The sequence below is a fragment of the Thauera sp. 28 genome (genome assembly GCF_000310145.2).
Taxonomy (GTDB): Bacteria; Pseudomonadota; Gammaproteobacteria; order Burkholderiales; family Rhodocyclaceae; genus Thauera; species Thauera mechernichensis.
The window spans coordinates 1-13,247 of sequence record NZ_AMXA01000013.1 but is presented as its reverse complement, the minus strand read 5'-3'; the positions used below and the strand labels follow the sequence as shown (position 1 = coordinate 13,247).

At 67.0% G+C, this 13,247-nt stretch carries 9 protein-coding genes and 1 pseudogene; 3 read left to right on the top strand and 7 right to left on the bottom strand.

Translation table 11 applies throughout. From position 1 onward, the window contains the following. The first annotated feature begins 33 nt into the window (after positions 1–33). Positions 34–3,636 carry an urea carboxylase gene (uca, locus tag C662_RS10875; protein WP_002928735.1) on the top strand — a complete coding sequence of 1,201 codons (3,603 nt, stop codon included), beginning with the start codon at positions 34–36 and terminating at the stop codon, positions 3,634–3,636. Continuing rightward, complete coding sequence (gene atzF / locus C662_RS10870) at positions 3,633–5,492, top strand: allophanate hydrolase (RefSeq protein ID WP_002928733.1); 1,860 nt, start codon at positions 3,633–3,635, stop codon at positions 5,490–5,492. The genes uca and atzF overlap by 4 nt, the downstream gene beginning before the upstream one ends. A gap of 72 nt (positions 5,493–5,564) precedes the next feature. Here the strand turns inward: atzF and C662_RS10865 are convergent, their stop codons facing one another. The 6 genes from C662_RS10865 to thrH all read right to left on the bottom strand — a co-directional run bounded on the left by C662_RS10865 (position 5,565) and on the right by thrH (position 11,531). After that, entirely contained in the window at positions 5,565–5,909 is a 345-nt protein-coding gene (locus C662_RS10865; protein WP_002928731.1) for a cupin domain-containing protein, read from the bottom strand. Positions 5,910–5,917: 8 nt separating this feature from the next. Beyond that, positions 5,918–6,409 (bottom strand): thioesterase family protein, encoded by a 492-nt coding sequence (locus C662_RS10860; RefSeq protein ID WP_002928727.1) that lies wholly within the window; start codon positions 6,407–6,409, stop codon positions 5,918–5,920. Positions 6,410–6,472: 63 nt separating this feature from the next. Further along, positions 6,473–8,269, bottom strand: coding sequence for an acyl-CoA dehydrogenase C-terminal domain-containing protein (locus tag C662_RS10855; RefSeq protein ID WP_002928725.1), 1,797 nt, complete (start codon positions 8,267–8,269; stop codon positions 6,473–6,475). 228 nt (positions 8,270–8,497) lie between these two features. Next, positions 8,498–9,919, bottom strand: coding sequence for an aspartate kinase (locus tag C662_RS10850; RefSeq protein WP_002928724.1), 1,422 nt, complete (start codon positions 9,917–9,919; stop codon positions 8,498–8,500). Positions 9,920–10,029: 110 nt separating this feature from the next. After that, positions 10,030–10,905: a formyltetrahydrofolate deformylase gene (gene purU, locus C662_RS10845; protein ID WP_002928722.1), complete on the bottom strand. Its 876-nt coding sequence runs from the start codon at positions 10,903–10,905 to the stop codon at positions 10,030–10,032. 14 nt (positions 10,906–10,919) lie between these two features. Next, positions 10,920–11,531, bottom strand: a complete 612-nt coding sequence (gene thrH, locus C662_RS10840; protein WP_002928719.1) for a bifunctional phosphoserine phosphatase/homoserine phosphotransferase ThrH — start codon at positions 11,529–11,531, stop codon at positions 10,920–10,922. A gap of 199 nt (positions 11,532–11,730) precedes the next feature. Here thrH and C662_RS10835 point away from each other — a divergent pair, with 199 nt between their 5' ends. After that, on the top strand, positions 11,731–12,945 hold the full coding sequence (locus tag C662_RS10835; protein WP_037984489.1) for an HD-GYP domain-containing protein: 1,215 nt from the start codon (positions 11,731–11,733) through the stop codon (positions 12,943–12,945). Positions 12,946–12,958: 13 nt separating this feature from the next. On the opposite strand, the pseudogene C662_RS10830 reads toward C662_RS10835, so the two are convergent. Further along, positions 12,959–13,247: pseudogene (locus C662_RS10830) on the bottom strand (ABC transporter ATP-binding protein); the annotation flags it as partial.

Genomic DNA, 13,247 nt, shown 5'->3' with positions numbered 1-13,247 from the left:
ACCCGCCGCAGCTCGACTCCATCGGGTGAAACCATGTTCGACAAAGTCCTGATCGCCAACCGCGGCGCGATTGCCTGCCGCATCCTGCGCACCCTCAAGGCCCTGGGCACGACCGGGGTGGCGGTGTATTCCGAAGCCGACGCCGCCAGCCGCCATCTGATCGAAGCCGACGAGGCCCACAGCCTGGGTGAAGGCGCGGCGGCGCAGACCTATCTTGCGGTGGACAAGCTCCTCGCCATCGCCCTTGAGCGCGGCGTCGGCGCCATCCACCCCGGCTACGGCTTTCTGTCAGAGAACGCCGCCTTCGCCGAACGCTGCGAGGCTGCCGGCATCGCCTTCATCGGCCCCACCCCCGAACAACTGCGGGTGTTCGGCCTCAAGCACACCGCACGCGCGCTGGCCAAGACCCATGGCGTGCCCATGCTCGAAGGCACCGGTCTGCTCGCCTCGGTGGACGAGGCCCTCGCCGCCGCCGCCACCGTCGGCTACCCGGTCATGCTCAAGAGCACCGCGGGCGGCGGTGGCATCGGCATGCGCGTGTGCTGGGACGCCGCTGAGCTCGCGCAGCAGTTCGACGCGGTGCGCCGCCTGGGCGAGAACAACTTCTCCGACGCCGGGGTTTTCATCGAGAAATACATCGAACGCGCCCGCCACCTGGAAGTGCAGGTGTTCGGCGACGGCGCTGGCGAAGTGATCGCGCTCGGCGTTCGCGACTGCTCGGTGCAACGCCGCAACCAGAAGGTGCTGGAAGAAACACCGGCGCCGAACCTGCCTGCAGGCACGGCCGAGGCGCTGTGCGAAGCCGCGGTGCGACTGGCACGCGCGGTGAACTATCGCTCAGCCGGCACGGTGGAATTCGTGTACGACAGCGCGGCCGGCGCCTTCTACTTCCTCGAGGTGAACACCCGCCTGCAGGTGGAACATGGCGTCACCGAGCAAGTCTGGGGTGTGGACCTGGTGGCGTGGATGGTGCAACTCGCCGCCGGCGAACTGCCGCCGCTGGCCGAGCTTGCGGCCGGCCTGCGGCCGCGCGGCCACGCCATCCAGGCGCGACTGTACGCCGAAGACCCGGGCCGCGACTTTCAGCCCTGCCCCGGCCTGCTGACGGCGGTGGCCTTTCCGCCCGCCGACGGCCAGGCGCTGCGCATCGACACCTGGGTGGAGGCCGGCTGCGAGATCCCGCCGTACTTCGATCCCATGATCGCCAAGCTGATCACCCACGCCGACGACCGCAAGGCGGCCATCGCTGGCCTGGACGAGGCACTCGCCTCCAGCCGCCTGTATGGTGTCGAGACAAACCGCGACTACCTGCGCCAGATCCTCGCCGATGCGCCTTTTGCCAGCGGCCAGCCGTGGACGCGGTGCCTGGAGGGCCTGCGCTACCGCAGCCACAGCATCGAGTTCATCACTGCCGGCACCCAGACCACGGTACAGGACTGGCCGGGGCGGCTGGGCTACTGGGCCGTGGGAGTGCCTCCCTCCGGTCCGATGGACGACCGCGCCCTGCGCCTGGGTAACCGCCTGCTTGGCAATCCGGAAGGCGCCGCTGCGCTCGAAATCACCATGAGTGGGCCGGTGCTGCGCTTCAACTGCGATGCCGTGGTGGCAGTCACCGGCGCGGACATTCCGCTCGCCCTCGATGACCAGCCGCAACCGATGAACACGGCCATCTTCATTCCGGCCGGCAGCCGCCTGGTCTTCGGCACCATCGCCGGCAGCGGCACCCGCAGCTACCTGTGCGTGCGCGGTAGCCTCGACGTGCCGGCTTACCTGGGTAGCCAAAGCACCTTCACCCTCGGCCAGTTCGGCGGCCATGGCGGCCGCGCGCTGCGCGGCGGCGACGTACTGCACCTGCTCCCGCTGAGCGAGTCCGCCGCCGGCAGCAGCCTGCCCGCCACGCTGACCCCGGCCCTGCCGGCCATACGCGAGCTACGCGTGATCTACGGTCCGCACGGCGCGCCCGAGTACTTCAGCCCAGCCTACATCGAGCGCTTCTTCGCCACCGACTGGGAGGTGCATTTCAACTCCAGCCGCACCGGCGTGCGCCTGATCGGCCCCAAGCCGGAATGGGCACGCGACAGCGGCGGCGAGGCCGGGCTGCACCCGTCCAACATCCACGACAACCCCTACGCGGTCGGCGCGGTGGACTTCACCGGCGACATGCCGGTCATCCTCGGCCCCGACGGCCCCAGCCTGGGCGGCTTCGTCTGCCCGGTGACGGTGATCGAGGCCGACCTGTGGCAGCTCGGCCAGCTGAAGGCCGGCGACAAGCTGCGCTTCGTGCCGGTGGCACTCGCTACTGCTCGTGAGCTCGCGGGTGCCCGGCAGGCCGAGGCGCACACCCTCGCCCAGCCCTACCCGGCATATAGCGCGCCCATCACGCCCGCTTCGCCCATCGTGCTCGAACTCGGCGAAGCCGACACCCGGCTGGTGGCGCGCCTTTCCGGCGACACCCACCTGCTGCTGGAGATCGGCCCGGCCGAACTCGACCTCGTGCTGCGCTTCCGCGCCCACGCGCTGATGCAGGCGATCGAGGCCCTTGGGCTGGACGGCCTGGTCGATCTCACCCCCGGCATCCGCTCACTGCAACTGCACTACCGGCCGGAGACCCTGCCGCTGGCCGAACTGCTCGAACGCATCGCAGCACTCTGGGCGGGCGTTTGCGCCCAGGACGATCTGGAAGTGCCCTCGCGCATCGTGCATCTGCCGCTGTCCTGGGATGACCCCGCCTGCCGCCTGGCGATCGAGAAATACATGACCACGGTGCGCAAGGACGCCCCCTGGTGCCCGAGCAACCTCGAGTTCATCCGCCGCATCAACGACCTGCCCGATCTCGACGCAGTGCAGCGCGCGGTGTTCGAGGCGAGCTATCTGGTGATGGGCCTGGGCGACGTTTACCTGGGTGCGCCGGTGGCCACGCCGCTCGACCCGCGTCACCGCCTGGTCACCACCAAGTACAACCCGGCGCGCACCTGGACCGCCGAGAACTCGGTCGGCATCGGTGGCGCCTATCTATGCATCTACGGCATGGAAGGGCCGGGCGGCTATCAGTTCGTCGGCCGCACGCTGCAGATGTGGAACCGCTACCGCCAGGTGGCGGCCTTCGACGGCAAGCCCTGGCTGCTGCGCTTCTTCGACCAGATCCGCTTCCACCCGGTGTCGGCCGAGGCGTTGCTGCGCATCCGCCACGACTTCCCGCTCGGCCGCCACACGATCGAGATCGAGCCGAGCACGCTGCGCCTTTCCGACTACCAGGCCTTCCTCGCCCGCGAAGCCGACGGCATCGCCGCCTTCCGCGCCCAGCAGCGCGCCGCCTTCGACGCCGAGCGCGAACGCTGGATCGCCAGCGGCCAGGCCCATTTCGAGGCTGAGGACGTCGCCCCCGACCTGGGCGAGGATGCGGCACTCGGCCACGGCGAGCACGGTATCGAGAGCCACATCGCCGGCAACCTGTGGCAGGTCCGGGTAGAGGCCGGCCAGCGCGTCAGCGCAGGCGACACGCTGGTCGTGCTCGAGTCGATGAAGATGGAGATCCCCCTCACCGCGCCACGCGACGGCATCGTCAAAGAGGTCCGTGTGCAGCCCGGCTCGCCGGTACGCGCCGGCCAACGCGTCCTGATCCTGGAGGAAGCATGAACACCCCGCAGTTCGACCAAGCCCTCGGCGATCCCTTCGGCCATTCCCTCAGCCACCCCTTCGACCTGCGTCTCGACGCCCTGCTTGCCGCCTATCGCGACGGCCGCATCGAGCCGCGCGGCCTGATCGGCGCGCTGCGCACCCGCGCGCTCGCGCTCAACGCGGAGTACCGGCTGTTCATCCACGTGCTCGACGAAGCCGAACTCGAGCCCTACCTCGCCGCGCTCGAGCATCAGTCGCCAGCCGACTTGCCCCTGTTCGGCATCCCCTTCGCCATCAAGGACAACATCGACCTTGCCGGCATCCCGACCACGGCAGCCTGCCCGGCGTTCGCCTACACGCCGGCACGCTCGGCGACCGTGGTCGAGCGCCTCGTCGCGCTCGGCGCCATCCCCATCGGCAAGGCCAACCTTGACCAGTTCGCCACCGGGCTCAACGGCACCCGCTCACCCTATGGTGCCTGCCGCAATGCGGTGCTGCCCGACTACCCCGCGGGTGGCTCGAGTGCCGGTTCGGCGCTGGCCGTTGCCCTTGGCGTCGCGAGTTTTGCGCTCGGCACCGACACCGCGGGCTCCGGCCGGGTGCCGGCCGCGTTCAACAACCTGGTCGGCACCAAGCCCTCGCGCGGCCTGCTGTCGACCGCCGGCGTCGTGCCGGCCTGCCGCACACTGGACTGCGTCACCTTCTTCACCGCCACCGCCAGCGAGGCGTCCCGCCTGCTGGGTCTGTGCGCTGGCCTTGATGCGCTCGACCCCTACAGCCGCCACAACCCGTCCTGGAACCACGCCGCCGCCTTCGGCACGCCGCTGCCCTTCCGCTTCGGCGTGCCGCGCCCCGCGGACCTCGAGTTCTTCGGCTGCACGGAGGGGCCGGCGCTGTTCGCCAGCGCCATCGAGCGGCTGCGCGCAATCGGCGGCGAGGCCGTGGAGATCGACTTCACGCCCTTCCTCGAGGCTGCCCGCCTGCTCTACGAGGGCCCCTGGGTGGCCGAGCGCTACAGTGTGGTCGGCCCGCTCATGGAGCGCACGCCGGACGCCGTGCTACCGGTGATCCGGGCTGTGCTCGCCAAGGCACCAGGCGCGACCGCAGTCCAGACCTTCGAGGCCCAGTACCGTCTGCAGGCCTACAAGGCACGCTGTGACGCACTGCTCGCCGAGCTCGACTGCGTGCTCACACCCACCATCGGTCGCCCGGTGACACTGGCCGAGCTCGCAGCCGAACCGGTGCTGCGCAACAGCGACCTCGGCCATTACACGAACTTCATGAACCTGCTCGACTACGCGGCCGTGGCCGTGCCCAGCGCAGTAATGAAGAACGCGCTGCCCTGGGGCGTTACCCTGTTCGGCCGCGCCTTCACCGACCAATACCTGCTCTCGCTCGCCGACGCTTTCCAGCGCGTCCAGGCCGAGCTGCCGCTCACCGGGGGGCACGCGCTCGACACCCCCCGCCCCGTCGGCCGCGCCCAGCACGACCGGCTCGCCATCGTCGTGTGCGGCGCCCACCTGCAAGGCCTGCCGCTGAACCACCAGCTCACCACACGCGGTGCGCGACTGCTCGAACGCACTGTCAGCAGTCCGCACTACCGGCTCTACGCGCTGGCCGGCGGCCCACCGCTGCGCCCGGGGATGGTCAGGGTGGCCGAAGACGGGTGCGCCATTGAGGTGGAGGTGTGGGAACTGCCCGCTGCCGAGTTCGGCAGCTTCCTGGCCGGCATCCCGAGCCCGCTCGGGCTCGGCAAGGTCGAACTGGCGGACGGCCGCTGGGAGATCGGCTTCATCTGCGAGCCCTCAGGCATCGCCGGTGCGACCGAGATCAGCCACTTCGGTGGCTGGCGGGGTTACCTGGCAAGTCGGTAAGGAGAGATGCAGCGGGCCGTCTCGGCCTCGGAGACGGCCGGCGTCGCTCCGCCCCCCAACGGGCTGCGCGACTCAGCCCGATGCTGTGCAATGCACCGCCAGCCATAGCGCATCCGCACTGGTTGACGCCACCCTGTGCCGGCAGTGCGCAGGCAAGGCAAGCCAGTCGCCTGCGGTGAGTGCGATCGTGTCGCCGCCGTCGAACTCGAGCACGGCCTCGCCAGCGAGCAGCGCTACCCACTCGTCCCCGGCCTGGTCGTACCACTCGCCGGAGGCGCTTGCATGGCCATGGGAGACAATGCGCTCGATCCGGCAGGCCGGGTTGGCGAACAGGGTCTGGAAGATCTCGCCCCCGGCTGGCGGCGGCAGCGCGGCAGCGAGCTTGCCGCGCTGGATGGTGGCAACAGGCGCACTCATCGCACCGCTCACGACACGATGTAGGCCGCCGAGCCGGTGGCGAGCAGCTTGCCATCGGCGGCGAGAAAGCCCATCCGCGTCGAGGCGACGCGCGACCCCAGGCGCAGCACCTCGGCCTCCATGCGGAAGGACTCACCGATGCCGGGGCGCAGGTAATCGACCCGCAGGTCGATGGTTCCAAGACGGGAGAAACGGTGCAGGCGCTGCAAAACCGGCTCGTCCAGATGACGGGCGCCGATCGCCCCCATCACCGCCAGGCCGCCCATGGCGTCGAGGCAGGCCGATATGACCCCGCCGTGGATGCGGTTGTGCAGAAAGTGTCCCACCAGTTCCGGGCGCATCTCGATTCGCCCGGTGGCACGTACCCCATCGATGTCCTCGATGCGCAGGCCCATCAGCGCATTGAATGCGATATTGCGCTCGAAAATCTCGCGCACACCGGCGATGAACTCGGGCTCGAACTGAACCGGGCTTTCGTTTGTACTCGTGCTCTTCGACATCTGTAAGCCATCCCTCCTCGAGTGCTACGGGCCGGAGGGCGGAGGCCCCCCGGTTACCCGGCATCAGGCCAGTGCGGCATCCGTATCCATCAGCGCCGCGCTGCCCGCACGCGCCGCACGCATCAGCATCGCCGTCTCCGGGAACAGGCGGGCGAAGTAGAAGCGTGCGGTCTGCAGCTTGGCAGTGTAGAACGGGTCGGTGCTGCCGGCGGCGAGCTTCTTGAGCGCGACCGCGGCCATCAGCGCGAAGAAGTAGCCGAACACCAGGTGCCCAGCCACGCGCAGGTAAGGCACCGCGGCGGCTCCCGCCTCATCCGGGTCCTGCAAGGCCTTGGCGCCGATCTCGGTGGTGAACTTGATCATCTGCTCGGCAAGTTGCGCGAGCGGGCTGATGAACTCCGACATCTTTTCATTGCCCCCCTCTTCGCGCAGCAGCGCGCCCACCATGCGGCCGAACTTCTGCAGTGTGGCGCCGTTGTTGCCAAGCACCTTGCGTCCGAGCAGGTCCAGGCTCTGCACGGTGTTGGTACCCTCGTAGATCATGTTGATGCGGGCATCGCGCACGAACTGCTCCATGCCCCACTCCTTGATGTAGCCATGGCCACCGAAGACCTGCATGCACTCGTTGGTGGCGGCAAAGCCGTTGTCGGTGACGAAGGCCTTGGCGATAGGGGTCAGCAGCGCAAGCAGCTCGGCGCTGTCCTGGCGCACTTGTTCGTCAGGGTGGTGCAGCTCCTTGTCCGACAGCACCGCGCAGAAGCACAGCAGCGCGCGCGCACCTTCGGCATAGGCCTTGGCGGTAAGCAGCATGCGGCGTACATCGGGATGCACGATGATCGGGTCTGCCGGCTTGTCGGTGGCCTTGGGACCGGTGAGGCTGCGCATCTGGATGCGCTCCTTGGCGTAGGCAAGCGCGTTCTGGAAGGCAACCTCGGTCAGCCCCAGGCTCTGGTTGCCTACGCCGAGGCGGGCGGCGTTCATCATCACGAACATGGCCTGCAAGCCCTTGTTGGGCTCGCCCACAAGCGTTCCGATCGCGTTCTCGAGCACCATCTGGCAGGTGGCATTGCCGTGGATGCCCATCTTGTGCTCCAGGCCGCCGCAGAAGATGCCGTTGCGCGCGCCGAGGGAGCCGTCGTCGTTGATCAGGTACTTGGGCACGATGAAGAGCGAGATGCCCTTGCTGCCTACCGGCGCGTCGGGCAGGCGGGCCAGCACCAGATGCACGATGTTGGCGGCGAGATCGTGCTCGCCCGCGCTGATGAAGATCTTCTCGCCGCTGATGCGGTAGGTGCCGTCACCCTGCGGCTCGGCCTTGGTGCGCAACAGCCCGAGATCGGTACCGCAATGTGGCTCGGTCAGGCACATGGTGCCGGTCCATTCGCCGCTGGTCAGCTTCGGCAGGTACAGCGCCTTCTGGGCGGGCGAGCCATGCGCGTGCAGGGCCTCGTAGGCGCCGTGCGACAGGCCGGGATACATCGTCCAGGCCTGGTTGGCGCTGTTGAGCATCTCGTACAGGCACTGGTTGAGGACCAGGGGCAGGCCCTGGCCGCCGTGCTCGGGATCGCAGGCCAGCGAAGGCCAGCCGCCGGCGACGTACTGCGCGTAGGCCTCCTTGAAACCGGCGGGTGCGCGCACCTCGTGCGTGGCACGATCGAGCTTGCAACCTTCGCTGTCGCCTCCGACGTTGAGCGGAAAGGTCACCTCGGCGGCGAACTTCCCCGCCTCCTCGAGCACGGCGTTGAAGGTGTCGACATCGAGCTCGGCGTGCGGCGGGCAGGCCTGGAGCTGGCCGACGGCGTCGATGACCTCGTGCAGCACGAACTGCATGTCGCGCAAGGGTGGGGCGTACTGGGGCATTGCGTATCTCCTCCGGGTGGTGTCGGGCGACCGGCCTGCACGAGGGCAGACTCAATCAAACGTTCGTTTTATTTTATACGGACATAAGCCCGAGTCAAACGATCGTTTGAACTCCGCCGCCTCTGCGGCCTGCCTCTGCACTCCCCGCCCCCGGAAACGATCGAGGCGACCCGCAGGTCGCCTCGATCATGCCGCTTTGCCACTGCAGTCCAGGCTGCAGTGCGGGGTTCAAGCACGCGGGACCGGCACTCCCGGGCTGACACACAGCGTGTGGTTGAGGGCGATGATCGCGTTCTTGTAGTCACTGCGCTCGATGATGAACTGCATGTTCACCTGGCGCAGCGTCTGCGACACGCAGTTCACGTTCACCTGTGCATCGGCCAGGGCCTGGGCGGCGCGCGCGAGCACGCCCGGAATGCTGATGTTCGAACCGATCGCGCACACGATCGCGCTCGGCTTGACGGTGACCACCTCGTAGCGCGCCTCGAGTTCGGCGACCAGCGCCGGCGTCACCGAGCTTTCCCACAGCACATGGGCAATGGAGTTGGCATTGGTGGCCTTGAGGATGTAGGAGATGCCGTGCCGGCAGAAGATCTCCATGATGCCCAGGTCAAAGCCGACCGTACCCACCATGCTCGGATCGTGAATCTCGACCAGGGTGACCTTGTCGCTGCCGGTCACCATCTCGACACGGGCGCGCTCGCCGACGTAGTCCTTGGTGATCAGCGTGCCGGGATGCTCGGGCTCGAAGGTGTTCTTGAGGCGGATGGGAATACCGGCAAGTTCCATCGGCTTGGCCGCCTTGGGGTGGATCGCCTCCATGCCGACATCGGCGAGCTGATCGGCGACGTCGTAGTTGGTGGCGCCCACGACCACCGCGTTCTCCAGGCCGACAATGTTGGGGTCGGCCGAGGACAGGTGGAACTCCTTGTGGATGACAGCTTCTGCCGGGCGCACCTCGACCGCGATCTTGCTGAAGGTGACCTCGGAGTAGCCGCGGTCGAACTCGCGCATGATGCCTTCCGTGCCCTTGGTGTAGCCGGTGGCAACAATCACGTTGCCGGCGATGTCCAGGCCCTTGAAGCTGTTGTGGATGCGCTCGTCGATGGTCCACGCCTCGTCGTCATGGAAGCCGGCGAGGTCGAGCAGGATGGCCTTGATCCCCTTGGCCTTGAGCATCTCGACGCTGTTGAAGGCGCTGTGCGACTCGCCGATGGAGGCCAGCACCTCGCGCGCGGCCAGCAGCACGTCCTCGCGACGGATGTAGCCGCTGGCGAGCACATGGTGCATCGCGTCGAGGTACTTCTTGACCTCGCCGATGCGCTCATCGACGAAGGCATCGGCCACGTCGAGCGGCAGGCCCAGCTCGGCAAAGCCGGCGTTGAGCTGCTTGAGGCTGACGGCCAGGCCGTCGAGCGCGGCATGGTAGTCAGCGCCGTCGGCAAAGAGGGCGTAGATGCCGGGCTGGCCGGTCTTCTTGTGCTCCAGAAGCTGGTTGGTCACACCCGAGTAAGCCGACACCACGAAGATGCGGCCGTAGATCCGGGCGCTGTCGTAGAGCATGATGTGGCGCAGCACGTCGCCGAATGCGGACATCGAGGTGCCGCCGATCTTCTCCACCGAGATCATCTGATTGCCAGGGCTTTGCATGAAGTGAGTTCCAGTTCTGGTTGCGGGCCGATCCAAACCCGTTATCGTATTGTTTCAGCGCAATAAAGGACAGGCCCCGCGCGGGGCTCGGTGCGAACAGCGCGCAGGTTTCAACGGAACACGATGGTCTTGTTGCCGTGCACCAGCACCCGGTCCTCGAGGTGGTAGCGCAGGCCGCGGGCGAGCACGGTCTTCTCGATGTCCTTGCCGTAGCGCACCATGTCCTCGACCGCATCGGAGTGGTCGATGCGGATCACGTCCTGTTCGATGATCGGCCCCTGGTCGAGGTCGGCAGTGACGTAGTGGCAGGTGGCACCGATCAGCTTGACGCCCTTGGCGTAAGCCTGGTGATAGGGCTTGGCACCGACGAAGCTGGGCAGGAAACTGTGGTGGATGTTGATGATGCGTCCCGGATAGGCTGCACACAGCTCGGGCGACAGGATCTGCATGTAGCGCGCCAGCACCATGGTGTCGCCACGCACCTCTTCGAAGATGCGCCGCACCTCGGCGTAGGCGTTCGACTTGTTGTCGGCCGTCACCGGCACGTGATGGAAGGGAATGCCGTGCCACTCGACGAAGCCGCGGAAGGTGTCGTGATTGGAGACCACACACGCAATCTCGATGTCGAGCTCCTTCGATTGCCAGCGCGCGAGCAGGTCGTACAGGCAGTGCTCCTGTTTGCTCACCAGCACCACGACCCGCTTCTTGACCGCCGAATCGGAGATCTTCCATTCCATCTCGAGTTCTTCGGCAAGCGGGCGGAAGCGCTCTCGGAATTCGGCAAGATGGAAGGGCAGGGAGTCGGCCTTGATCTCGATGCGCATGAAGTAGCGCCCAACCTCACCCGCCTCCAGCGGCGGCTCCGCATGCAGCGAGGTCTCGAGGATCCAGCCCTGGTGCTCGGCAATGAAGCCGGAAACCCGGGCGACGATACCGACACGGTCGGGGCAGGAGGCGGAGAGGGTGTAGAAGCGTTCGCGGTGCATATCGGGCAACACGCTCAGCCGGCGCGGGCAAATGCGCGGTCGATCTCGGTGCGCAGTGCAGCGTAATCGCGCACCACCGGGTACTGCGGGAACTCGCGCACCACGTTCTCGGGCGGATGGAACAGGATGCCGCCATGGGCTTCGCCAAGCATCGCGGTGTCGTTGTAGGAGTCGCCTGCAGCGACGACCTTGAAGTTGAGCTCCTTGAAGCGCTTGACCGCCTCGCGCTTCTGGTCCGGCATGCGCAGGTGGTAGTTCACCAGGATGCCCTCGGCGTTGGCCTCCAGGCTGTGGCAGAACAGCGTGGGCAGGCCGAGCTGCTTCATCAGCGGCTTGGCAAACTCGTAGAAGGTGTCGGACAGGATCACCACCTGATAGGCGTCACGCAGGTCGTCGAGAAAGGCACGCGCCCCCTCCATCGGCCCCATGCTGGCGATGACCTCCTGGATATCGGGCAGGCCGAGCTTCTTCTGCGCCAGGATGTCCAGGCGGTACTTCATCAAGGTGTCGTAGTTGGGCTCATCGCGAGTCGTACGGCGCAACTCGGGGATGCCGGTACGTTCGGCGAATTCGATCCAGATTTCGGGGACGAGCACACCTTCGAGGTCGAGACAGACGATACGCACCACGCACTCCAGCTAACAGGTTCGGGAAATCCGGGATTCTAGCAGTGTGTGGCCACGGGGACGTCGGCCGGTCACGAATCGCAAGCCGACCGCAAGGTGTCCGTGCAATACTCCTCGACCGGGGCCCTGCGGACCAGTGCCATAACGCATGCCCGTATTGGATAATCCGGGGCACAAGAACTCGCGCGGACGCGATGACGTGATCAAGCCTATCCCCATCTCCAGCCTGAAGCCGGGCGTGTACATCCACGACCTCAAGTGCAGCTGGCTGGAGCACAATTTCCTGCGCAACAGCTTTCTCGTCGGCGACGAGGAGACGGTACGCCGCGTGCGCGAGACCGGCGTCCAGGAAATCCTCATCGACATCAAGCGCGGCATTGACCCCGAAGCGGTCGTCGCGGTCGAACCACCGGCTGTCGAGGCGGCCCCTGCAAGGCCTGAAGCACCGCAACCAGAGGCCGCCCCGGCCCCCGTCGTCGCCACCGCGCGCAAGTCCGGCAGCGAGTTCGAACGCGCACGCGCGCTCAAGGGCGAAGCCAACCTCATCGTGCGCGACATGATGACCGACATCCGCCTCGGCAAGCAGATCGAGCTCGAGAAGATCGAGCCCCTGGTCGAGCGCATCGTCGACTCCATCTTCTGCGAGCCCGACGCCCTCGCGCCTCTGGCCCGCCTCAAGGAACACGACGCCTACACCTTCCAGCACTCGGTTTCGGTGTGTGCGCTGATGGTCGCATTCGCCCGCACCCTCGGACTCGATCGCCCGACGATCCGGGAGATCGCGATCGGCGCCCTGCTGCACGACGTGGGCAAGGCCAAGGTGCCCGACGAGATTCTCAACAAACCGGCAAAGCTCACCGACGCCGAATTCGACAAGATGAAGAGCCACGTCGTGCAGAGCAAGATCATCCTGCAGGCCTCGCCCGGCATCAGCCAGATCGCCCTCGACGTCGCTGCCCAGCACCACGAGCGCTTCGACGGCAGCGGCTACCCGAACAAGCTGCGCGGCGACGAGATCAGCCTCTACGGCCAGATGGGTTCGATCGTCGATGTGTACGACGCCATCACCTCGAACCGCGTCTATCACAAGGGCATGGCGCCCACCGAGGCGCTGCGCAAGCTGCTGACCTGGACCGACGGCCACTTCAAGCCCGACATGGTCAAGGCCTTCATCCGCTCGGTCGGCATCTATCCCACCGGCGCCCTGGTGCGGCTGGAGAGCCGCCGCCTGGCGGTGGTTCAGTCGCAGAACGACGACAAGCCGATGCAGCCTGTGGTCAAGGTGATCTTTCACACCGCCGGACACTACCTCAAGCCGCAGAACATCGACCTGCGCCGTTCGCAGGACCGCATTGTCGGCCACGAGGACTTCGAAAGCTGGCAGATCGACCCGGTACGCTGGCTGCCGCAATGATCGGCGCCGCGCCTCAATCGGCCGGGATCGCCTCCAGAGCCTCGTTGAGCTCCAGCCAGCGCAGCTCGGCCTCCTCGATGCGCTCGGCAAGCTCCGCCTGACGCTTGTTGAGGGCCGGCACCTCGCCTGCCTGCGGGCCGGTGTAGAGCGCCGGATCGGCAAGCTTCGCATCGATCTCCGCCTTTTCCTTGTTCCACGCGGTCAGGCGCTTGTCGATCTGCTCCACTTCCTTTACCAGCGGGCGGCGCGCCGCCAGCCGCGCCTGGCGGTCGGCCGCAGCCTGCGCGCGGTCGGCCTTGCGC